This is a genomic window from Xanthomonas pisi DSM 18956, assembly GCF_001010415.1.
Lineage (GTDB): Bacteria > Pseudomonadota > Gammaproteobacteria > Xanthomonadales > Xanthomonadaceae > Xanthomonas > Xanthomonas pisi.
The window spans coordinates 23,605-46,412 of the sequence record NZ_JPLE01000028.1 but is presented as its reverse complement, the minus strand read 5'-3'; the positions used below and the strand labels follow the sequence as shown (position 1 = coordinate 46,412).

At 63.6% G+C, this 22,808-nt stretch carries 20 protein-coding genes and 1 pseudogene; 5 read left to right on the top strand and 16 right to left on the bottom strand.

Annotated features, from left to right (window positions below; all coding sequences use genetic code 11):
- Window positions 1-45: 45 nt before the first annotated feature.
- Complete coding sequence (locus tag Y887_RS07560) at window positions 46-972, top strand: hypothetical protein (RefSeq protein WP_046963753.1); 927 nt, start codon at window positions 46-48, stop codon at window positions 970-972.
- Between the two features lie 237 nt (window positions 973-1,209).
- Here the strand turns inward: Y887_RS07560 and Y887_RS07555 are convergent, their stop codons facing one another.
- From Y887_RS07555 to Y887_RS07535, 5 genes are all read right to left on the bottom strand, one after another.
- Window positions 1,210-2,910 carry an ABC transporter ATP-binding protein gene (locus Y887_RS07555; RefSeq protein ID WP_245879448.1) on the bottom strand — a complete coding sequence of 567 codons (1,701 nt, stop codon included), beginning with the start codon at window positions 2,908-2,910 and terminating at the stop codon, window positions 1,210-1,212.
- 86 nt (window positions 2,911-2,996) lie between these two features.
- On the bottom strand, window positions 2,997-4,295 hold the full coding sequence (locus Y887_RS07550) for an aminotransferase class V-fold PLP-dependent enzyme (protein WP_245879449.1): 1,299 nt from the start codon (window positions 4,293-4,295) through the stop codon (window positions 2,997-2,999).
- 45 nt (window positions 4,296-4,340) lie between these two features.
- A complete protein-coding gene (locus tag Y887_RS07545) occupies window positions 4,341-6,923 on the bottom strand; it encodes a TonB-dependent receptor plug domain-containing protein (RefSeq protein WP_104612170.1) in 2,583 nt (860 codons plus the stop codon).
- A gap of 722 nt (window positions 6,924-7,645) precedes the next feature.
- Window positions 7,646-8,290 (bottom strand): LuxR C-terminal-related transcriptional regulator, encoded by a 645-nt coding sequence (locus Y887_RS07540; protein WP_046963751.1) that lies wholly within the window; start codon window positions 8,288-8,290, stop codon window positions 7,646-7,648.
- Window positions 8,283-9,722 carry an ATP-binding protein gene (locus Y887_RS07535; RefSeq protein ID WP_046963750.1) on the bottom strand — a complete coding sequence of 480 codons (1,440 nt, stop codon included), beginning with the start codon at window positions 9,720-9,722 and terminating at the stop codon, window positions 8,283-8,285. Before Y887_RS07535 ends, Y887_RS07540 begins: the two co-directional genes overlap by 8 nt.
- A 215-nt stretch (window positions 9,723-9,937) precedes the next feature.
- Between Y887_RS07535 and Y887_RS07530 the strand changes: the two genes are divergently transcribed.
- Together Y887_RS07530 and Y887_RS07525 are read left to right on the top strand one after the other, a co-directional pair.
- A complete protein-coding gene (locus Y887_RS07530) occupies window positions 9,938-10,846 on the top strand; it encodes a bestrophin family protein (RefSeq protein WP_046963749.1) in 909 nt (302 codons plus the stop codon).
- A 155-nt stretch (window positions 10,847-11,001) separates the two neighbouring features.
- Window positions 11,002-11,775: a universal stress protein gene (locus Y887_RS07525; protein WP_248827418.1), complete on the top strand. Its 774-nt coding sequence runs from the start codon at window positions 11,002-11,004 to the stop codon at window positions 11,773-11,775.
- An 88-nt stretch (window positions 11,776-11,863) separates the two neighbouring features.
- Here Y887_RS07525 and Y887_RS20190 read toward each other — a convergent pair.
- The 11 genes and pseudogenes from Y887_RS20190 to Y887_RS21300 form a co-directional block, all read right to left on the bottom strand.
- Window positions 11,864-11,999: pseudogene (locus Y887_RS20190) on the bottom strand (integrase core domain-containing protein); the annotation flags it as partial.
- Between the two features lie 304 nt (window positions 12,000-12,303).
- On the bottom strand, window positions 12,304-13,107 hold the full coding sequence (locus Y887_RS07520; RefSeq protein WP_046963747.1) for an SDR family NAD(P)-dependent oxidoreductase: 804 nt from the start codon (window positions 13,105-13,107) through the stop codon (window positions 12,304-12,306).
- A 41-nt stretch (window positions 13,108-13,148) separates the two neighbouring features.
- Window positions 13,149-14,675 carry a GMC family oxidoreductase gene (locus tag Y887_RS07515; protein ID WP_046963746.1) on the bottom strand — a complete coding sequence of 509 codons (1,527 nt, stop codon included), beginning with the start codon at window positions 14,673-14,675 and terminating at the stop codon, window positions 13,149-13,151.
- Window positions 14,672-16,036 carry an alpha/beta hydrolase gene (locus Y887_RS07510; protein ID WP_046963745.1) on the bottom strand — a complete coding sequence of 455 codons (1,365 nt, stop codon included), beginning with the start codon at window positions 16,034-16,036 and terminating at the stop codon, window positions 14,672-14,674. The genes Y887_RS07515 and Y887_RS07510 overlap by 4 nt, the downstream gene beginning before the upstream one ends.
- Before the next feature lie 301 nt (window positions 16,037-16,337).
- Window positions 16,338-17,006 carry a glycosyltransferase family 2 protein gene (locus tag Y887_RS07505; RefSeq protein WP_046963744.1) on the bottom strand — a complete coding sequence of 223 codons (669 nt, stop codon included), beginning with the start codon at window positions 17,004-17,006 and terminating at the stop codon, window positions 16,338-16,340.
- Window positions 17,003-17,605: a class I SAM-dependent DNA methyltransferase gene (locus tag Y887_RS07500; RefSeq protein WP_046963743.1), complete on the bottom strand. Its 603-nt coding sequence runs from the start codon at window positions 17,603-17,605 to the stop codon at window positions 17,003-17,005. The genes Y887_RS07505 and Y887_RS07500 overlap by 4 nt, the downstream gene beginning before the upstream one ends.
- Entirely contained in the window at window positions 17,602-18,360 is a 759-nt protein-coding gene (locus Y887_RS07495; RefSeq protein ID WP_046963742.1) for a PIG-L deacetylase family protein, read from the bottom strand. The genes Y887_RS07500 and Y887_RS07495 overlap by 4 nt, the downstream gene beginning before the upstream one ends.
- Window positions 18,348-18,866, bottom strand: coding sequence for an acyl-CoA dehydrogenase family protein (locus Y887_RS07490; protein ID WP_046963782.1), 519 nt, complete (start codon window positions 18,864-18,866; stop codon window positions 18,348-18,350). The genes Y887_RS07495 and Y887_RS07490 overlap by 13 nt, the downstream gene beginning before the upstream one ends.
- A gap of 635 nt (window positions 18,867-19,501) precedes the next feature.
- Window positions 19,502-19,654 carry a hypothetical protein gene (locus tag Y887_RS20655; protein ID WP_162199156.1) on the bottom strand — a complete coding sequence of 51 codons (153 nt, stop codon included), beginning with the start codon at window positions 19,652-19,654 and terminating at the stop codon, window positions 19,502-19,504.
- A 15-nt stretch (window positions 19,655-19,669) separates the two neighbouring features.
- Complete coding sequence (locus tag Y887_RS21305) at window positions 19,670-19,936, bottom strand: hypothetical protein (RefSeq protein WP_248827417.1); 267 nt, start codon at window positions 19,934-19,936, stop codon at window positions 19,670-19,672.
- A complete protein-coding gene (locus Y887_RS21300; RefSeq protein ID WP_245879453.1) occupies window positions 19,933-20,568 on the bottom strand; it encodes a DJ-1/PfpI family protein in 636 nt (211 codons plus the stop codon). Before Y887_RS21300 ends, Y887_RS21305 begins: the two co-directional genes overlap by 4 nt.
- A 736-nt stretch (window positions 20,569-21,304) precedes the next feature.
- Between Y887_RS21300 and Y887_RS07480 the strand changes: the two genes are divergently transcribed.
- Window positions 21,305-21,610, top strand: coding sequence for a XapX domain-containing protein (locus Y887_RS07480; RefSeq protein WP_046963741.1), 306 nt, complete (start codon window positions 21,305-21,307; stop codon window positions 21,608-21,610).
- Window positions 21,611-21,915: 305 nt separating this feature from the next.
- Window positions 21,916-22,806 (top strand): hypothetical protein, encoded by an 891-nt coding sequence (locus Y887_RS07475; protein ID WP_046963740.1) that lies wholly within the window; start codon window positions 21,916-21,918, stop codon window positions 22,804-22,806.
- Window positions 22,807-22,808: the final 2 nt, after the last annotated feature.

Here is a 22,808-nt window from a genome sequence, read left to right as displayed (position 1 = left end):
GCTGCCGGAAACTCCCCCATCAAGAACCCCGCAACAGAAGCGGGCATGCATGTTGAAGACACGACCGATGCATTTGACCCGACGCTGGTGCTGCATGGGCTGTTCCCCTTGTCCAGGCTGATTCGGTTCGTGCGCGAACGCTGCCCACCCGGGCATGTGGACGAAGCAGAGCAACTTCAACGATGGCGAGACGCACGCGCTGTGGCACTAGAGCTTGCTGCCAGCGAAGCGGGCTATGCCGATGCGATCGACGTGCAAGCGCTGCCGGACGATTTGCAGGCTCTGGGGGCGGCAGCCTTGCGACAACCGTCGATGCACCGCATCACCAGCTTGGTGCCGCGTGCATGGCGCATGGTGGAGGTGGATCGCATGGTGGTCTTCCAGGATTCCCTCAATCTTCGTCATCTCGCGACGCTGAGGGAGTTTTTTCCTGCCGCTCCGAGCGCTCGCGAGGTGATGGCGCTTGCCGCCGGCCAAGGAGTTGGTGCGCATCCGCCAGTGCGCTATTCCCAGGCCGACGGGGACTACGCGTTTGCCTCGGCATCCAACGACCTGCGCTTTCTCGATGTTGCAGTGCTCGACCCATCCGCGATTACGTCCTACGAGCCATTCGGCGCAGCCAGCCATGCGATCGTGATCTATCTTGGCTTCAGCGATAATGTCATCAGCGCAACCCGGTTCGGCGACCGCATCATCCTGACAAATGGCTCCCACCGCGCCCATCTGCTGCGCTCGCTTGGCATCCGCCACATCCCCTGCCTGGTGACGGACGCCAGTGATAACGACATATCTGACATTCTATTGCCTGCAGCGATCAAGCAGGAGCGTGAGTTCTACCTGCGCGCGGCCCGGCCACCGTTATTCAAGGATTACAGCGATGCGCGCCTGACGCAGGTCGTGCCCGTGGTCAGGAAGAACTATGTGCTACGTGCAAAGCTGGATCTGAAGCGAACGACAGTGCCGGCTGCCTAGCGCGTGACGCAGACGTACAGGCGCAAGCAGGTGGAATGGCGGATCTCGTGGCGGCACGATTGCGGAGGTGTGCCACGTTGGCAGCGATTACGTTGACAGTGCCTTGTACGCTTCTCCGAGTGACTGAGAGCTCGCGCATTTTGGATGAGTTGGGTGTGTCTTGGGTCGCGCTCATCCGAACCGGTCCGCCCGCTAACGGTTGCGCAGGCGAATCACAGAGCACGCGCAAGTTTCCCTTCAAGCGATGTCGACCGGCTGCGGCGCTGTGTTCCTTCCACCATTCAGCCTGATCACCCGATCGGTCTGTGCCACCCCGCCCTGTCGGTGCGTGATGGCAAGTACCGTCACTTTTCCAGCAAGTGCACGCAAGTGCGCCATCACCACCTGTTGCGTCCCCTCGTCCAGTGCGGAACTGGCTTCGTCCAGCAGCAGGATCGCCGGGTCTCCATAAAGTGCGCGCGCGATTGCAATGCGCTGACGTTCGCCACCGGAGAGTTTGAGGCCGCGTTCGCCAACGGCGGTGTCCAGGCCACGTGGCAATGCGTCGATGAGCGGCAGGATGGCGGCGTTGGCAACGACCTCCCGCAGACGGGCTTCATTCCGTGGGCGACCGAGCAGGATATTGTCTGCCAGCGTTTCGTTGAGCAGCACGACATCCTGTGGGACGACCGCCACACATGCATGCCAGTTGGCACGATCGATGTACGCGAGGTCGACCCCATCGATCAGGATGCGGCCTGCATCCGGTTCGATGCTCTTCAGTGCGAGCTTGAAGAGCGTTGACTTCCCTGCTCCCGTATCGCCCATCAGGAAGGTAATGCCACCCCGCTCGGCGTGGAAACTTACACCCGCCACACCACGCCCAGTGGCGTAATGATAGTCGACGGCATCGAACACGATACGTCCATCGCTCGGGATAAAACGCTGCGCATCGTGCAGGCGCGGCTCCTCGGGGGCGGCCCACAGCGTTACCAGCGGGACCAGCATTGCCCTGGCACGTGCGACATCATCAATGGCCCGCGCAATCGCTTCGAACGGCGTGTTGAGCTGCAACAGCAATAAATTGAACAGGACCAGATCACCCACGCTGACCGCACCGGCGTGATAGCGCGGGAGCAGCAACTGGAACGTGACAGCAAACTGGATCGCCAAACCGAGCCCCAGCAACGCGATATAGCTCAGGCGCTGCAGTACGTAGGCACGCCAGTGGTCACGTACCATTTGCGCACGCTGCTCGAACCGCTGTGTCATCCATGCGTGGCTACCGAACTGGCGCAGCGTCTCCATTGCGTTCATGGCGTTGCCGACAAAGCGGGCATTCTCCTGCCCGGCGTTGGTGGCTGACTCCAGGTGGACGCGCGCACGCCGGGTGGCGATTGTCGATAGACCAATGGCTGCAGCGCCATAGATCACCACGACCAGTACAAGCTGCAGGTCGATCAGTGCGCCCAACGTCGACAGGCTCAGCAGGATCTGCAAGACGCCAGGAATGAAAGCGACCAGCGCCAACTGCACCAGGATTTTCAGCCCGCTGCGCCCACGCTCGCCGGCGGCCTGAATTTCTGCCGGATTATGCTCGATGAAGAAAGCGGTGGTTTTCTTGAGGATGGCTGCAAAGTAGCGGGTGCTCGTAATGAAACCGAGGTTCTCCGAACTCATGAACGACAGGTACTGCACCATCTGTTGCAGCGCTGCACTCAGTCCGAGCAGCGCACCATAAGCCACGAATGCCCACATCAAGGCGGGTGCGCCATCCTGTGGCAAGCGATCGATGAGACGCGAAAACAGCAGGGGCGCAGCCACGGTTGTGGCGCTGGCCAATACCACCACGACGACGACGCGTAGCAGCGCCCGTCGATCGGATTTCAAATACGCCGTCAGGATTTCAATGGCTGGGAAGACCATGGAGGGGGACGGCGTTGCAATGGAAGTTTTCACGCGCAGCACCTGCTCAAGAACATGTCATTCCCACATGCACACATCGGGCTGCGTGCTCGTAGGACCCGCACTGCTGTGCCAAAGGCTCAGGAGGTTCGGTCGATGCGAACGATCGCATCCGCCAGCAGATGCATGTCCCCTACTGGGGTGAAGATTTGTGGTGTCACTCGGATACACGAGCCGCTGTGCAAGTCGCTCCGAACGACAGTGAAGATACCGAACTCATCCTGCAACCGTTGTTGCAGCGCCGTGACGTCTGACTTCGACGATCGGCCGCGGAAGCGGAAGGCCCCCATGCCGGACGCATTGTGATCGCTTGCCGCTCCCAGCAGCTCGACCGCCTCCACTGCGCGCAACCGACTGGTCCACACATGGCGTAAATAGCTCAGGCGCGCTGCCTTGTTGGCGCCACCGATCGACTGATGGAAGCTCATGGCAGCGGGAACCGTCATGAACGCTGCAAAGTCGGAAGTAGCCAGATGCACGCGGTTGGCGACATCAGCATCGCCGTCGGGTTCGCCCGGAAACGGTCTGACCTGCTCCAGCGTGCCTTGCCGCATGTACAAGGCGCCGATGCCTACAGGCGAGCCTATCCATTTGTGTAGGTTGAACACTGCCCAATCCACGTCCAATGCGTCAACGGTAAAATCGAGCAGCCCCCAGGACTGGGCGCAATCGCAGATGACCTGGATCCCGCGTTGTCTGGCAAGCGCCGCAATTCGCCGTACTGGCAGTACCAGCCCATGCTGATTGCTGACATGGGTCAGCAGCAGCAACTTCAGCTGTGGATAGGTGTCGAATGCCTGTTCGTAGGCCCTTACGTAGTCGTCATCGTTGCCGGTGCTGGGAAGCGCGAGCATAAAACCCTGCACCTGCCGCGTGTCGGCCAGCCAGGCCATCATGCGCTTGAACTCCGGATAGTCCACATCGGCCCAGGCGATTGCATCACCTGGCGACAGTCCATCGTACTGCGTGATCAGATTGACGAAAGACTCCGTCGCATTACGCGTAAGCATCACCTCGTTGACGCTGGCGCCGAGCGCTTCGGCGACCACGGCCCGCGCAGCCATGAAATCGCGGTCGTAATCACGGCGTGCATACCACGATAGATCACGGTTGACTCGGTGCGTGTGGTGCGCCAAGACCTGCTCCACGGAGGTGGACATCTTTCCCCAATAGCCGTGTTCGAGGTTGATGATCTCGTCCTGGGTTGAGTAGAGTCTGCGGACTGCATGCCAGTGCGCTTCGTCGCGTGCAAGTTCCTGCGGAGGCTTGTCCGAGAATGGGATGCCGACTTCGCTCTTTGCAACCGCACCCTCAGGCACCAACGACGTGGCCGCCAACGATGCCGACACCTTCAGAAAGTTCCTGCGGCTCCCCATCATTCTTCCTCCGTCAATTGCTTGGTTTCGACACGGGTGACAGCACGCCTAGAACGTGAGCCCGGCCCGGATAAACAATGCGCGCCCAGCAAAGCCGAACGGCGATGTGGCGTTATACGGATGCGTGCCTGCGTTGTCCGAGCCATTGGTTCCCACTGCGACACTGGCCGCAGTGGATGCGATGTTCTCGTCCGGATAGACGTCAAACAGGTTCTGCGCGCCAATGCTCAGCCGCAGTGCCGGTGTCACCTGCGCGGACAGTTCCAGATCGGTGATGATCTTTGGCGAGAAGGTCTGGATGATGTCGTATGTGGTGGCCGACGCCGGTACCAGGCGCGTGTCGTAGCCTGGCGTGAGCACTGCGACCTGCGCTGCGTTCCTGCCGGTCAGGGCGACGCTGGAGACTTGGCCATAGCGGGTGTTGGTCAGGTTTGCCGAGAAGCGGCCATGCACATAGTTCAGATGGAACATGAGCTTGTCGCGAGGCTGGCTGTCGGAGTAGCGCAGCTGCTGGGTCAGGTCGAATAGCGGCGTGGTTATGCCCAGCGCAGCAATCGGTGCCGGCGTGCCAGCAATCCGGTCGAAATCGGTCGTGTTGTAGTTCCCGGCGAAAGTACCGGTCAGCACTCCACCGCGTTCAAGCTGACGCCGATAGTTGATGACCAGATCCATGCCACGTGTGACGGTATCCACGGCGTTGGTCAAGAAGGAGATCGCTGCGAAACCAGATTGCCCATTGGCGGCCAGGTAGCTGGTCAGGCGGGGATCCTGGAACGTTGAGGAGATCGCAATGCGGTCGCGGACCTTGATCTGGTAGGCATCCAGCGATGCTGACCAGTTGCCCGCCTGAAACACCGTGCCAAGCGAGACGTTGTTGGACGTTTCGGGCTTGAGATCGGTCGCTCCTGCCAACTGCGCCGCATCGGTTCCCACTGCGGCAACCCGCACAATCGCCTGCGAGCCGTTGAGGATCAGCGTATTGGACGCGTTATAGCCAGACTGCGCTAACGCGGGAGCACGGAAGCCAGTGTTGTAGGAGCTCCGCAGTGCCCATTGCTGGCTCAGCTGAAAACGACTCGCTACCTTGACGTTGGTCGTATCGCCGAAGTCGGAGTAGCGCTCATAGCGAGCGGCAGCGCTGAGCAGCAGGCGGTCAGTTGGCGATTGCTCGGCTTCGACGTAGATCGCCTGACTGTTTCGGTCCAGCAACGCGTGGTCGTCCGGGCCATTGCTTGGACCTGGCTGTGCGCCGGGAATCGCCGGCCGACCCGCATTGGGCCCGTCGAGGATGGGAACGCCCCCGTCGATGTATCCGGCTTCGGCACCGGACCACAGCCGATACTGTTCGTAACGATGCTCCGCGCCCAGTGCCAAGCGCAGCGGGTTGAAGCTGCCCAGGGCGATCTCGCGATTCAGATCGAGATTGGTGGTCCACTGATCGAAGTCTGCGCTACTGCGATGGAAACGCGTCGGTGACCTGGCGCCGAGCGAGACATTGACGCTGTCGAAGTAGGAAAGGTCCTGGGTGTTGCGCCCGTAGACAGTCGACACGTCCCACCCGAAGCCCGCCACGTCAGGGCCTCGCAAGCCCATCGCGACCGACGTGTTATCGATGCGAGTGTCCAGCATTGGGCTGTAACCATCCGGATAAATGGCGCGCAGCGTTTCGTCCTGGCCGGCGCGCCGAAAGAAGTAGGTGATATCTCCATCCAGGCGGCTGTGGCCGCCGAAGGAATAGAGCTCCACTGCGTCAGACAGGGGCGTTATCAAGTTGTAGAACAGCTGCCGATTGGTGCTTGGCTGGGTGCCCTGGAAGAACACGTCACGGCCAAAGCCTGCCTCGCGCGCATCGAGCGTGCCATTCGACGGAGTCAGCCCTGTCCCGGAGCCGTAGTTGCCGGATGGCATGACGGGCGCGCCCGCAGCGTTGGTGCCGAAATACTGCTGCCGCGTATCGGGACGCGCTCGGTTGCTGGCGCCGATGTCTTGCGTGGCCGCGGTTAGGCGCAACACGCCCTCTTCGCCAAGCTTAAAGCCGGTGGCAGCAGCGATCTCATGCGTTTCCCCATCGCCCCTGCTTGTCGTGACGTAAGTCGCGTGGGCAGTTGTTTCAAGCGACCGATCCAGGGTGAGGTTGATGACGCCGGAGATCGCATCCGACCCATACTGTGCCGCCGCACCATCGCGGAGAACTTCGACGCGAGATAGCGCCAGTGATGGGATGGCATTGAAATCGATGGAGATATCGCCTCGTCCGACGCCGTTGCTTGCGTTGAGATCCGCCGACGTGTGGCGACGCTTGCCATTGATCAGCACCAGCACCTCACCTGGGCCCAGTCCCCTCAGCGAGGGCGGCATCAGGTAGTCACCAGCACCCGATGCGATTGGCCGCGGGATGTTGAAGCTGGGCACCTCGGCCTTGAGCATCTGGAGCAGATCGACGCGACCGCTGCGCTCCATCTCTTCCCTGGAAATCAGATCTACGGGCGTTGCAGACTGCAGCATGGAACGACCGCCAAAGCGGCTGCCAACCGTGATGACCTCGAATTCTTTATCCACCCGCATGGACGGGTTCGCTTCCGTCTCTTCCGCGAAGGCTGGCATTGCCACTGCCAGACCCGTCGACAGCATTCCTGTGACCGCAAAAGCTCCACAACGCAAGGTGACCTCTCCCCAGGACAACTCTATTGTTACATAGTAACAATAGAGTCTGGTTCTTGGGTGATGCCCGGGAATGTTTCACAGCGAAGGTGTTCTCTCGGCGGGCCCGGATGTGCGCAGCGGCTCTCCGTCGTGCGCTGATGACGCTACTTCCTCTCATGACGTTTCGGGCAGCCGAAGGAATTAGCTACAGTCCGGTCCGCCTATCGCCGACAGCGTCCTGGACGATTCTCCTGCACGATAGCGCGTCACCAAGCGGGCCCGACAGCCGGTTACTGACGATAGGGTCAGACGAACTGACGTGGTGAGCACACCGAGCAGCGACACTATTGGGCGTTACCGCACTTCGGCACGTGGGCGAATACCTGCTCACCGCCCACTTCTCCCCTGCTGGCGGGAAACTCCTTCCAGAGCACCCGATTCCCAGACCCGGCGGCATCACACGTCGACGCCAGCCAATCTCCGGGGTTGGCTTCACTGATCGAAGCGCAGCGTATGACTACGCCAGACATTGGATGGCGACGTGCCCTGTGTCGAGCGCGGGCGCGGTCAGCGTGATCGAGTGACAGATGTTCAAGACCGGTTTCAGCCTTCGGGAAGCAGCACTCGATGCGCTCGTCCCAGACACGCAACTGTCGATCGTGTGAACCTCGATCGGTTCGCCTTGCCGACGCCACCGAGCCGGGGCCGTGTCAGACCAGGTCGCGATAGTCCTGCAGAATCACCATCACCAGCTGACTGCGCGAACGCACGTCGAGCTTGTTGAACAGTTGCTGGAAGCTCGCCTTGATGGCGCTTTCCGAGCTACCCAACTGGCGTGCGATCAGCTTGTTGGACTGCCCGCGCAGAAGGCCGCGCAGCACCTCCCGCTCACGGTCCGTGAAGCTGGGCCGGCTTTCCTGGGTGCTCTGCGCCACCAACGACTGGAGATAGCGCTGGTCGATCAGCACTCGCCCCATCGCCACAGCGTGGATGCTGTCGATCAGCTCATCGGTGGACACGTCCTTGCGGCAGATACCTGAGACGCCCAACCGGATCAACGCCAGCGCGTCCCGCTCGGGCAAGCCTGCAGTCACCACCAGCGTGGCAGGACGGCGCGCCTGCTCGGCCTGGCGCCGCATGTAATCCAGGGCGTTGTACTCACCCATGTCGTAGTCGAGGATGACCACATCCGGCTCCAGTGAGGCGATCTGCACGATGGCCTGCGCCAAGGTGCCCGATTGCCCCACTACGTCGAAACGCGCGTCGGCGCCGAGCAGCCGCAGCAGCCCTTCACGGAACAAGGTGTGGTCGTCCAGCAGGTAAAGCCGAACCGGCTGCCGTGGTGAATCATCCATCCAGCGCCTCCCGATGCGATGCGTGCGCGAGTGGCAGATGCAACTCGAAACAGGCGCCGTCTCCGCCGGGCGCATAGCGTAGCAGGCCGCCCTGGTTGGACATCAGCGCCCGTGAGATGTAGAGCCCCAACCCGGAGCCGTCACTGTCGCTGCGGAACGGTTGGAATAGCCGACCAGGCTCGGCAATTCCCGGTCCGGTATCGCGCACGCTCATCACGGCTCCCCCCTGTTCGAGGCGCGCGCTCACGATCAACTGACGGCGCTGCGGCGGCAGCCCTTGCACCGCACGTAGCGAATTGCGCGCCAGATTGAGCAGGACCTGCAGCAGCGCGTGGCGGTCGCCCTGCACAGAGGGAAAGTCGGCGGGAATCTGCATGACCAGCTGGCCTTCGATGTCCTCCCAATCCGAGCGGATGATGACGTCCAACTCGCTATAGAGCGTCTGCAACCGGGTTTCATGCACTTCGTCCGGCAGCTGTCGCCGCAGGTTGAAGGAGGCCAGTTCCATCAATGCAGCCACCAGGCTGCGCAATGCGGCCAGGTCTGGGTCTGCACCGATATCCGGGTGCCGGGCGAGGTTGGAGGTAACCACGCCGGCCGCCGAACAGAGGTTTCGGATTTCATGCGAGACCGCACCGGCCAGTAGGCGATTGTTCTTCAGTACATCGTCGAAGTGCGCCGACTCCCGCGCACGCACTTCTTCGCTGGTGTCCACCAGGATTGCGGCGAGGTGGCGCTCTTCGCTGTCGTCGTAGACGGAGAACCATGTGGTCGCGGGGAATCTGGAGCCATCGCTGCGGCAGCCCCAGGTGCTGGCGGAGGTGCGCATGCCGTCCAGGTTGGCGCTCATGCTGAGCGCATCGTCCAGCAGCGGCAGAAACTCGCGCACCGCACGACCTTCCAGGCCATTGTCTTCGCCCATGTCCAGGATCTCGTGGGCGGCCCGGTTGGCTGCCACGATGCGGCCGTCGCCGGCCACGGTCAGCAGCGCCGCAGGGCTGCTTTCAGCCAGCATGCGCAGCTGCCGTTCCAGGCGTCGACGCAGCCGCTGCTCGGCACGCAACTGCACATAGTGCGCCAGGATCACCCGGCGGGTGCGACTGATCTCGGCGACCAGCAGACCACAGCCCGCATAGGCGATGGTCGCCATGAAGAAGCGCAGCGCCTGTTCGACCGCCGTCTCGTTGGTGACGAACAGGCCGCGCAATACCGCGCAGGCGATGGCGGCGATGACGATGTCCCGTCGCGACAGCACGGTGGCTGCCAACACGACCGGCAGGATGTAGAGCAGCCCGAGCGACACGCCAAGATGCGAGTACCATTCTGCCCACACCAGCGACCCCAGCATTGCCAGGGACGCCCAAAGTGTCGGGCCACGATTGAGCTTGACCACCTGCCCGCGCCACTTGAATGGCAGTCTCAGTCTATCCATTGCGTACCCGCGCAATCACGCCGCGATTTCACTCCGTTCTCGTCCTGGCTGGGTCACAGCATTGCGGCCCGGCCTGCACATTTCACCCTATCGAAAGATAGCCCGACCACATCGTTCGGACGGCCTCGGCACTGTCCGACGCTGGCGCAAGGATGGCAGACACGACCGTAGAGGCTGGGTGTAATGCACCTACCCCACGTCAATGTTGCCTCTCCATGATTACGCGCGATACGTTTCCGTTGCGACGCATCTGGCCCAAGACCTACAAACGACTGCTGGTGCTGCTGGCTTTCGATTGCGCCGTGGCCGCCCTCTACACCTTCTTCGATTGGCATTGGCTGTCGATCGAAGCGCTACCTCTTGCACAACTCGGCTCGGCGCTCACCATCTTTCTGGCCTTCCGCGCCAACGCGGCGTACGGCCGCTGGTGGGAAGCCAGACAACTCTGGGGCTCGTTGGTCAATACCTCGCGCGCCATTGCGCGCCAGGCACTGACCGCATTGGATGTAGCTCCAGCAGATCCGCGTCAAAGCAGACTGCGCGACGACATCGTGGTGCATCAGGTGGCGTTTGTGCATGCGTTGCGCTGCCATCTGCGACGCCAGAACCCTTTCCCCGAGCTGGCCGGGCTGCTCGGCCAGGTACGTGCCGACGAACTGCGCGGCTACGCCAACATCCCCAACGCGCTGACCCTGCGCCTGGGCCAGCAACTGCAACAGGCGCGCGACTGGGGAATGCTGGACAGTCTGCGATGGTCGGCACTGGATGCCAACCTCACCACGCTGGCCAACATCCAGGGCGCGTGCGAACGCATCAAGAACACTCCGCTTCCGCGGCAGTTCTCGTCGCTACCCCGGACGCTGGTGAACATGTATTGCTGGCTCGTTCCCCTGGGCCTCATCGCCGGCATGGGCTTGGCCATGCCAATCGCCTCGGTGTTGATCAGCTTCACGTTGATCGCCATCGACAGCGCCAGCAGCGCCATCGAAGACCCGTTCGAGAACACCGTGCACGACACACCGATGACCGCCCTCTCGCGCGGCATCGAACTGACGCTGCGCGAAATGCTGGGCCAGCGCGTCGCACTGCGCGAAGTCCGCGCCATCGACGGTTTCATTTACTGATAGTGGAGACAGCCATGCAGACCACCCCCACGCACCTCATTTTCGCCACCAATTTTTCCGAGACCTGCCACGCCGCCATCCCCACGGTGGCGCAACTGGTGGATCGCCTGCGCGCACGCCTGACCATCCTGCACGTCCATGCCAAGGGCAAGCGCGTGCAGGCCCAGCAGTCGCTGGAAGCCTTCTTCGCCGAGGCATCGAACTATCCGGGCTGCGAACGTGCACTTGCCAGCGGCCCTGCGGCCGCCGGCATCGTTTCTTTCTGCCGCAGCCGAGACGACGCCTTGCTGATCATGCCCCCGTCCGAGCGCATTGGGCTCCCCCGCCCCTTGCATGTTTCGCTGCGCGCGCGTGTGCTTCAGCGCGTCGCCACCCCGATGCTGACCTTGCCCTATGCCGATGCAATCCCGCGCGACGGCGCGGTGGGCGGCCATGTGGCCTGCTGGATCACCGGACGTGAAACCAGCCTGGAATCGTTGCGTGACGCTGCCGCACTGGCACGCCGCCGTGGCGCCGATCTGCACCTGCTGCATGTCATGCCGGAGCTGAGCGAAGGGTTGCTCGTGGACAGCCTGTTCAACGACAAGCCGCTGACGGAAAGCGCAGCGGCCAGTTGGCTCGGCGATCTGGCCCTGCAGCTGCAAGATGACGATCTGCGGGTGCGCATCCATGTGGCGGCCGGCAACCCGCGCCGTGAAATCGCCGGCCTACTCAAGCGGGCGTGCGCCGACGTGCTGGTGGTAGAACGCGACGCCCTGGTCCGGCGCGGCGTCTGGCGCTCGTCGTTGCAGTCCACGCTTGCAAGAAGTCCATGCGTGCTGATCTGCTTGCCGCCACGCCAGGCGCGCCGCTCGGCGCTAGGCACGGATGCCAACCCGACAAGAGCCTTTGCTGGCCGACGCTTGGCCAGGTGGTTGCTGCGCGCTTGACTGCACTACGATCAGCGCGCCATGTAACCAGAGCCGCATATTCCTTGATCTGCCGACGTCCCCCCGGACCTGGAAGCGGTCGAGTTTGGAGTCCGACCCGAATGATCTCGGTGCTGGCAAGACATGCAGCATAAGCGGGCCGGGGTCATGCCGCCGATTGCCTTCGTGGGTCGGTCGCGTCGCCAGCGCTCGATCTCGGTGCGCGCATGCAGCAGTGTTGGGAATCAGCTCCGCACTCGCTGCGCCACAGATGGCGCGAGACCCTGCTGAAGCCGGGGCCCGGCATAGGTGCTTGGTTGCCACGCCCGCATGAGTCTCGTGCAGCAGCCGATGCTCTGCTCTTCAGAAAAACGCGACTTCACGTCCCGTTTCCTTGTGACAGGCAACTGGACCCAAAACTGGCGGACTACTCAGCGTCGGGGTACGTCGTTCGTTTTTTCAGAGTGCGTTGTCTACAGATAACGCTGGACCGCACCGCACACGTCGCAAAATCGCCTCTATTTTCGCCGGGATCTGGCGCCACCAGGCTCAGCCCGCGATGGTAAATACCGAGCCCGAGTCCACGCGCACGCCGGCACCGTTGATGAAGCTGGCGCGCTCCGAGCACAGAAACGCGACCACCGAGGCCACTTCCTCTGGCCGGCCGCGCCGCTTGAGCACCATGCCGGGGCGTTCTTCGTCCAGGAACGACGAGATGGCCTCCTCTACACTGGTTCCGTTCTCCTGTGCGCGTTTTTGCATCATCTTGTCGGTCATCGGCGTTGCGATGAAGGCAGGCGACACCGTGTTGACCAACACATTGTCGGCGCCATAGGCCTTGGAGAGTCCCTTGGCCAGGCTCAGGATTCCAGCCTTGGACGCGCAGTAGGCCAATTCGTCCACGTACGGCTGCACCGCATCCTCGGACGCGAACAACACGATCCGCCCCCACTGCCTGCGACGCATGGCGGGAATGGCCTGGCGGCACATGCGCACCGCGCCCATCAGATTGATGTCCAGTGTTTCCAGCCAGCCGGCGTCGCTGACCTCCAGGAAGTCGCCGGTCGCGCCGGTGACACCCGCGGCGTTGATATAGATATCCGGTTCGCCCAGTTGCGCGCGCACCTGGGTCCAGATGGCGGCGACATCCTGTTCCCGCGTCACGTCACCTTCGATGGCGATGATCTCTCCCAGGCCGGACAGCTCGGCCAAGGCCTGATCGAGCGTGCCGTTGGGAAGATCGGTGATCGCCACGCGTACGCCTGCTTCGAGCAGCTGGCGTGCAGTCTCTTTGCCCATGCCAGAGTCGCCGCCGCTGATGAGGGCGATCCGCTGTCTGATTCCAAGGTCCATGTCGAGCTCCTGGTCGTTGAATAAGCTGGCGCGCAGGTACGCTAGCGCGCGAGGAAACGTTCTGCGGTGCGCAGCGCGAGTGCCATTTGGGTCAGCGCCGGATTGGCCGCCAGTGCACTGGGAAACACCGAGTTGTCGCAGATGTAGAGGTTGGGCACATCGAAGGCGCGGCCATCGGGATCGACCACGGCCTGCGCGGGATCGGTACCCATTCGGCAGGTACCGAGCGTGTGCGCCGAACGTGCAGCCGCGAAGATGTTGCGGGCGCCAGCGGCTTGCCAGATCGCCTGAAGCCGTGCGCGCGCATGGGCATCGATAGCCTGCTCGTTCGGCCCGTAACTGAAATCGATGCGCGCCTTGCGCTGCCCGAAGGCGTCCCGTTCGTCCGACAAGACCAGGCGATTGGCATCGTGCGGCAGGCATTCGCCATTGATGCCGATACCGGCCAGGCGGTTGTAGCGCAGCATGGTGTCGACCAGTTCCCTGCCCCACAGGCCGGCACCGCGCGCCAGCGTGTTGGCCAGCGTGATCGGCTGCACGCCCAGGCTTTGCACTAGATAGCCGCCGACGAAGTCAGCATCGGCTGGACGCAGCATGTCCTCGGTGATGAGCGAGGACGGGTAGCCTCGATTCATGCGCATGTCTGCGTCGAACTCCCCCCACACCTGGGTCGCCACATGCGCCATGAAATTGCGGCCCACCTGCCCGCTGGAGTTGGCCAGCCCCAGATTGAGCAACAAGCGCGGCGTCTCCACCCCGCCCCCGCACAGGAACACAGTGCTGCAACGCTGGCGATACTCCTGCCCATGCTTGCGGTAGATCACCGCGGTAAGCGCACCGCGGCCATCGCGTTCAAGATCGATCACCCGGCTGTCGGTACGCAGCTGCGCACCATGCGCCCTGGCCAGAGGAAGCCATGTGGTATCCACGCTCACCTTGGCGGCGTTGCTGCAACCCTGGTGACATGCGCCACAGTTGCTGCACGCTGCGCGTTGGCCCCAATGCGGCTGCTGATGCGGTCTGGTGACCAACGCGGCGGGTGCATCGGTTGTTCGAATGCCGAGGGCGTGGCAACCACGCTCCATGGCAGCGGCCGACGCATTGCGTTGGGGGGGCGGATACGCATAGCTGCGCTCGGGGTCCCATGGATAATGCGTGGGGCCGGAGACGCCGATGAAGGTCTCCACACGACGGATGTAGGACAGCAACTCTTCGTGCGCGATGGGCCAATCGGCGCCATGGCCGGTCTGGGTCAGAAGGCCGAGATCGCGCTTGTCCGGCCGTGGGCAGAAGGCGCCCCAATGCAGGGTGGAACCGCCTAGCCCGGAACCCGAATTGTTCGGCCCGAACGCAGTCGGCGTCTGCCCACCGCTCAGACGCTCGTCCATCCAGTAGATGCCGGTGGTCAGCTCATCGGGGATGTGGGATTCCGGTGTAAATGCCGCGCCCGCTTCCAGCACCACGACCGACACGCCCGCTTGCGCAAGCCGTGCCGCCAGCGGGCCGCCCCCCGCTCCGCTGCCGACCACCACTGCATCGACAACGTCTTGGCTGCCAGCGACGCTCATCGCACCACCCCAGTCACACGCAGCTGCCAGCGCTCCTGCCGATCCGCTGCGGTTTCTGCATAGCCCAGGGGACCGTTGCCGGTATCGTTGCCCACGGCAAAACCGTCGTAGCCCAGCGCGGCCATGGTGGCGGGAAGGCTGGTCCAGGTGCGTACCACGTCGGCGCGCACATCCTCGAACCAATGCGCCAGCTGCGTGGCATCCAGGCCATACGTTGAGGTGTTGCCCACCACTGAGTGTGCGATGTCCCGCAGCCAACGGTCCTGGCCATCGGCAGACTGTTCGGCAAAGCCGCCGGCCAGCGCATCGAGCGCATCCAGCCCTAGCGGGAGTGCCAGGCGATCTTCCGGCAGGTCAGCGTACCGCCAGCCATCTCCGCCGCCTTCGGCGAGCGCGATGTCGATACGTCGCGCAATCTGCCGCGCATTTCCCGCGCCATCCAGCACGCGTGCGGCTACCGCTGCGAGCACGTCCAACTGGCGCGGGCTCAACACGCGCTTGCCCGCAGCGGGCGGGCCTGCGTGCCGTGCGAGTAGCGTCGCCCGCATGCGCGGCGCAACGCGCTCTGAGTTCAGCAGGGCGATGAAGTCCTCAGGCAGGCAGTGCGCAATGCAGCAGTCCACATGCGCCGCGATCAACTGCGCCAACTCCTGCGGCTGCTCATAGGAAATCAGATGCGCGGCATCGACCACGATGGCGAGTTGCGCGTGCGCATAATGCGGCGCATTCAAGCGCCGCTGCGCGGCCTCGCCCAGATCGCCATCCTGACCGCCGGCGACAATCACTGCCGGCACGCCGATGCACCCGGCCTGCGCGGTGCAGTCTTCGCGACTGCCGCGCGTGAGCCATGCACTCCATGCACTGGGCGCGGTGCGCAGGACGTCATCGATCGCAGCATTCCTGCAGTCGTCCGGCAGCACAGCGGCGCAGTTGGCATCCACGAACTGCCCTGCCTCCTCACGCGTAGGCTGCCCTGTCTGGAACCAGGCAAGCATCGTGCGCCGTCGTGATTCTTCCATGGGTTCGGGTGCCGGGGGCGACGCAGCAACGAGCACGACGCCTGCCAGACCGGCCAGGCCTGCCACCCCATCGCGCGCCCGCGCGGCCGTCAACGTCGCGATCTTTCCGCCCATGCTGTGCCCGATCGCGAACCAACAGGATGGTTGCCGATCGATGACTTCAGCGCTAAACCAGTCGACCAGCGCCTCGGTGTCGAAGTGGTCCGGCGGATCCGCATCGCCGAATCCCGGAATGTCCAAGGCAACACAGTCGAAGCGATCGCCCAACTGCGCGACGACACGGCTCCACGCATGCCGGCTGCCTCCGAGGGCATGTAGGAAGAACAGCGTTGGTTTGGCCATGTCGCACCTTGATCCGTCAGCTCGGCATGGTGGCGCACGCTTCGTCCACGCCTCGTGCAGATGGTGTCGAAAGCCGGTCAGTCGCTGACAGATGTTGGCTGGTTGACTGCCGTCCCTAAAAGGCGGCGATGTTCAACCGCAGAGACATGCCACGTCGCTGGTGTAGCTAGACAGCAACCGTGCAGTTGCCAAAGCAATGGAAGCAAATTCTGATGCAAGGCATTCGCCGGCCGGGTTACACAAGCGCGGGCGTGGTACTGACATCACTTCTCAACGATGTCTCCCCCTGACCACACAACGGTTATGCAGGCACACATGGCAAGACTTCCAACTGCTTCAAGAAATCCGAGAAGCCACCAAGGGCCCGTGCATGCCTGCGCGCACTGGTCCACACCACCGAGCGTGGCGACCACGCGATCGGGGCCTTGATCGCCTGCAGCGCGTGGACCAGCGCAACGTCTTCGCTGCAGGTCAACGCAGAGAAGCCACCGCATTGTTGATACAGCGCAGTACTCACGCCCAGGTTGGCGCCGTGAACGCGCCCATGGCCTTCGCCGGTTGCCTGGGTCTGTTCGAACCTGCGGCGTACCTCGTCGGAATAATCCAGCCAGTCATCCACTTCCACCACGCCGCAGAACACACCGGCCCCTGCCCTGCGTTGTTCCACCAGCCAATCGGCCGGCACGCGCGAATCGGCATCGGTGACGGCCAGCCAGTCGGCGCCCAGCTCGATGGCCTTGGCTGCGGCCGCAGCCCTTGCGATGCCGACACCACCAGGTGTGGGTACGTCGACCACGCGCGCGCCCAACGCCAACGCCAGTTCGGCGGTGGCATCCGTGCAGCGGTCCACCGCGACGATCACTTCCACTGGCTCGTGCAGGTCGGGATGCGATCTGGCGCGGAAAACCGATGCAAGGCAGGCGGCCAGGTACTCGGCCTCGTTATGCGCAGGAATGATCACGGCGATCACCGCAGGCCTTCCTGCTGTGCCACCGAAAGCGGCTGCGCTGTCCATGCTTCCAGCAGGAAATCGCTGTCTTCGTAGCGATAACTCAGCGGCAAGCTGAGCAGGCCGGCGAGACAGGCGTGGACCGCGATGCCATCTTGTTGTGCCTGTTCGAACGGATGCTTCCAGTGGCAGGCCACCAACAATCCGTCCGGCGTGAGCGCCAGCTGGAGACGCGCGACCAAGTCGTCGAGTTCGGCGGCGGCGAAGTAGTAGCCGACCTCGCTCAGCACGACCAGGTCGAAACGTCCCACCGGCCATTGCTGCGGATGGCAGGCCTGCACGATCTCGACGTTGCTTCGCTCACCCACGCGTTGCCTGGCTTGCTCCACGGCAGCTTGCGACATGTCGGTTGCCAGCAAGCGCTCGCAGCGGGCGGCGAGCCCGCGTGTGGCCTCGCCATTGGAACATCCCAGTTCCCATCCACGTGCAAATCCCATCCGAGGCAGCGTTGCCAGCAGGATGTCGCGTTTGCGTTTTTCGTACCAACGCGTCCCGTAGCCGAAAGGATCGTGGCTTTGGTAGATACCGTCGAAATAGTCTGCGTTGGCCTGGGCATTCATGGGAGATAGACCTCGAAGTCGCGCCGAAACCGGGCCAGCGCCCAATCGGGAAGGATGGGGTTGGACAGCGCAGGCGTGACATGACCGGTCTGTGTCTTGAACGCTGACATTGCCTGCATCTTGGCGGCATGAGCAGCGGGCGAAAGCTGGAGACGTGTAGCCGATGCCAGCATCTGACTATGGTCAGGGCTGTCCCAATGCCACGCCCACACCGGGAACTGGATTAACCGCGCTCCGCATCGTGCAACTGCGTTGCTCGCGGCATCTGCGCATGCTTCGTGATCGGGGTGGCCGTCGCGTGCATACGTGACAAACACCGCGTCGCCGGGCTGCAGCAGATCGGCGATCTGTGCCCCAAGTGCGGTGATGCGCGCTCGCACCTGGCCATCTCCCGCGTTCAGCCTGACGATGTTGGACGGATCGATGCCCAGGCATGCCAGCGCATCACGCAACTCGTCACGACGCGCCACCGCCAGCCGCGCCGGCGGCCATGCGTCGTCCTGCGGATAGGCTGCTTCACCGTCGGTCACGGAAACGATCAGTACCTGCCTTCCTGCTTCGAGCGCCATCGCAAGCAGCCCGCCGCATCCCAGCACCTCGTCATCCGGATGCGGAGAAACCACCACGACACGCGTCGTGGCGCCCAGCAGCTGTTCCAGACTGGTGGTGGGGAGCTCAATCAACTGGCGCGATGCGCGCCAGCGCGCTTCGCTGACGCCTTGGCCTTCGATGTGCTCGCCTCTTACAACAGCCATGGACTGACCTCGCGCGCGTGCAGCTGCTCCCCCATCCACTGCTCGTCCTTCTCGCCGTGGGATTGGCGGATGAAGGCGGCCAGGTCTGCGCAGCGTTGCGCATGCTCGGCATCGCAACACAGCGAGACGGGTCCCAATGCCAATGCAGCGCGTTCGATCACGTCCCGGCAGACCCGGTCCATCAGGCTACGCAAGCGGATCACAGCGAACTGATGGCTGTCGGTCGGCGCGTTGTCGATCGCAGCTGCCAGGTCCTGCAGCATCAGCCGCGCGCCCGTCAGTTGTTCGTCGATGGCACCCAGGTGTGCTGCAGAAAAAGGGTTGTGCATCGCCCTTGGCGAACGGCGGACCTGCTCGGCAATGGCCGTGGCGGCGCCATACCAGCAGGCGGCAATGCCTGCACCGCCGTGCCAAAACCCCGGCCGTTGCAGATAGAAGTCCGGCTCACCCAGCAGCCTTGCCGGCGCACCTGCGAAATGGCCGTCACCGGTGGGAATACCGACCATGCCCGGACCGTGCCACTGACTTGCGTCGAGCTCGAAGTGGCCCTGCGTCAACGTCACTGCGGCGAGCGGATTCCGGTCGGCGCTCCTCACCGTCACCAATGCATGTGTCACGACGCCCGGCACTGCGCTACACCAGGGTTTGATACCGGAGACAGTACATGAGTCCGCTTCATACGCGGCGGTGTCGTGCGGCCCACCCGCTGCCCACACTGCCCAGACAGCTCCATTCGAAGGCAACGGCTGGCCGGCCTCGGAAAAGATGGACAACGCGTCGTAATGCGCTTCCAGCACCTTGGCAAGCGGCAAGCTCTCGGCACCGAGCCTGCTCAATGCCTGCCAGCGTGCGCGCGTGCGTCCTGCGCCGGGATGGGGAAGCTGCGGCGTCAAACGCACATGCTCGCGCACGCTTTGCGCGAGCGCCGAATCTGACGATGTCGGAGAGGTGCCCGGCAGGTCATTGCGGGCGAAGGCGGGTTGATGCATAGGCCAACCTAGGCGAAGGCTCGTCAACCTCGAGTGAGCCGGATATCCCTTCTCCTCACATGGAGGAGACGTTGGATCACCCATGTGAGAAGCAGTCACGACCGCGGATCAGGGCCGCACATCGTTCATGCCCTGCCCGAAGTCATTCGCATTCATGGAGATGCGGGACAGGTGCCGGACTGGCTGACGCAACTGTCGCACTGATTGGCGGTGTGCAGCGCCTGGAGCGGCCCGGTGAGGTCGAGCACGTTCATCTGCTCGTGGGCGAGCAGCATGACGTGACACGATGGGGAAGAGTCGGACATGGGCGCCTTGTGCAGTCAACGCGGGAAATCGGGATATTCGAACGCCAGCGCGACGCCCCTGGACGTCGCACGACCGTATCGCTGCATGATGCCATCGAGCGCAGTCTCCAGCGCCGCCACCGGCGTCAGATCGGCGGCGATCACCAGCGCAGCGCCACCGCCCGCCTTGCGCGCACGATCGGGCAGGATACGCAGTCCGTGACGCGTCACAAACGGCTCGCCAGTGGCAGACACCACAAAGGCCTGGCTGCGGCCCGTCGTCGAGTACGCATCGATCGTCAATGCAAGGGTGCCCTCATCGATTCCCGCCCTGCCCAGTACGTCGACCTGGTCGCGGCCGTGCAACCATCGGTTGGTGTACGGCACTTTTGACAGTGGCATCGCCGTCGTGCCCAACCGCGGCGAAAAGGCATCGCTGTCATGCTGCGCCGACCACGCCACGGCACCGACGCCCCGGGCGACGTCCCGCGCCGTCTCAGGCCCGCTGATGGCCTCCACCAGTGCGATGGATGCGGGATGGCGGCGCTGACGCCCGCGGTCGATATCCAGTTTCCATCGGCAACATAGCGTCGATTCGGCGTCCAGCGTATTGCCGGATACTGCCGTGTCCGCGCGGCGCCGGTCGACCAATGCGCGGTGGCGTGCCGTCCGTCGAGCATCCCCATCTGCGCGGCGACCAGGGCGCCGTTGCAGATGGTGACGATCGTGGCTCCCTGCCGGGACTGCCGCTTCAGCCACGCAAGCAGGCGCGGTGTGGATGCCTGCGCCGGCACGATGATGTAGTCGGCGCCCAGTGGATGCATCGCATCGAATTGCGCCACCGTGGTTTCGGTCGCGATCCGGAACCCGGGCCTGCCAAGATCGGTGAATGTGGAAAGCGGCCCCGCCTCGAGCGTTACCGCCGATACATCCATGGCGGCGGCGCGGGACAGGATCGCGAACCGCACCAGGAAATCACTGACTTCCACGCCTGCGTTCTCTCCCACCACCGCAATCACTGCGCGCGAGCAGTTGGGACGCGCCCGATAGGCGGGGCTCGACGTATCCTCGGTGGTTGACGTTCTCGATGTCCCGGCTGCAAGTGGCGTCGCCCTCGATGGCGGCCCAGCGCACCCGGCGAGTAATACGCATGCAGCCAATGCGGTGTGCCGAACCACTCCAGGGAAGATGCCGGGTGCCATGGTGCTGCCGTCGCTGGGTGGAGTGCGGGCATTCTTCGCCCGCCCCCCTGCGGCAACAATGCCGCTGTTGCGTCATTTCCTGCCAGGCGCCGGTGCCGATCTGCGAGGCTGGCGGGTGTCGCCCGATCCGGCCTGCGGTCCACGACGCATGTTGGCGACGCGCCGTGCGACGTGTGCACACGCATCCCCCGATCGAGTCATCGGACCCTGCCCCAACGCGGTGTTCTTGATTGGACGCGATATGTCCAGCATGGACGACACCGCTGGCGCCACGCAACGCCATGACCCAGCGATTCCCATCCAGAGAGGTCGCGTCCATGACGATGTCTGATTTGTCGGGCCGGAGCCGGACGCTCGCGCCCGGTTTATTCCCCTCGCCTCGCGACCAGGCACGTTGGCTGGCGGCGATTCGCACACGTCATCTGCTGCAGGCGTGCGCGGAGCGCGCTTCAAACAGGAGAGTCGCACGATGAAGCCCTATTTGCTCTCGCTCGGCGCCGGCCTGCTGGTCGGCATGATCTACAGCCTGCTCAACGTGCGCTCGCCTGCGCCACCGGTCATTGCATTGGTCGGTTTGCTTGGCATCCTGGTCGGCGAGCAATTGCCGCCCCTTGTGCGTCAGCTGACAACGCGCAGCCAGGCCGAAGCCTCATGGATCGGCCATCAGGTCAAGCCGCATATGTTTGGGCGTCTGCCCGCGGGCAAACGCGCATCGACGGATGCACCGCAAGCGCCATCGCCGCCACCCGCGCGAACCGACGGCGGCGCTACGTAAGCGCGCTTGTCCATGCGGCCTGACGGTGCATGCTGCCTGCGCACGGCCGATTGCTTCGCTGTTCGGAGCCCACATAGACGGCGCGTCGATCAGCCGATTGTTGCGAGTGGTGATGCGCCGCGAGCTACTGAACGGATCGCTGGCTCGATCGACCAGACCCGACACCACACGCGGCGTGTAGCAGGCGGCGTCCTGGCTCAAACGGCGTGCAAGAACGCTTCGCGTACAGACACCCCTTGCCGCAATGGCATCGATTGCCCATGGCTGGCAATGCCGTCGCTTCCCCCTTTCCCGAAGGAACTTACATGCGTCCGTTACTCTCCCTGAGCCTGTCCGCTGCGCTGGTGTTGAGCGCGATCCTCCCGGTCGTTGCCGACGCCGCAGCACCGGTGTCGGTCGGTCCGCAATACGACACCACGCACGTCTATGTGGCACCTGCCGATGTGGATGCGTTCGCGCACAGCTTCGCGGCAACCTTCGGCGGGCAAAGCACGCGCCAGGTGATCGCCACGGTCACGCCAACGCCCAGCAGCACCAGCTCGCAGCTGGTACAGACGCCGGCAGGCACCGTGTCGTTGTTCGGATTCCGCACGCCAGTGCCCCATCCCTTCGGCAGCGAGCGCACCGGCTACCTGGTGACCGACATGCAGCAGGCAATCACCGCCGCACGCGCTGCCGGAGCGGAGGTGCTGGTTGCACCGTTCAAGGATCCGATCGGCATGGATGCGGTGATCGCCTGGCCGGGCGGCGTCACCATGCAGCTGTACTGGCACGACACCGCCCCGCATTACGCACCGCTGGCGACGATTCCGGAGAACCGCGTCTACGTCTCGGCCGATCGCGCCGATGCGTTTGTCAAAGCCTGGCTGAGGTTTTCGCATGGCAAGCTGCTGCACGACGACCACCATGCGGACGCAACGCTGATCGGCCGACCTGGAGCGACGTACCGGAGCATCGTCATCAGCTCCGGCTTCGGTGCGCTGCAGGTGCTGGTGACCGACGGCCACCTGCCCTATCCATACGGCCACGAGCTCACCGGATATGCCGTCGACGACCTTGCAGCAACGCTCGCCCGCGCCACCGCTTCCGGCGCCAAGGTGTTGGTGCCTACCGTGGCCGCGTCGGGCCGACAGTCGGCGATGGTGGAATTTCCTGGTGGATATGTCGCCGAGCTGCACGCCGATATCCACTCCTGATT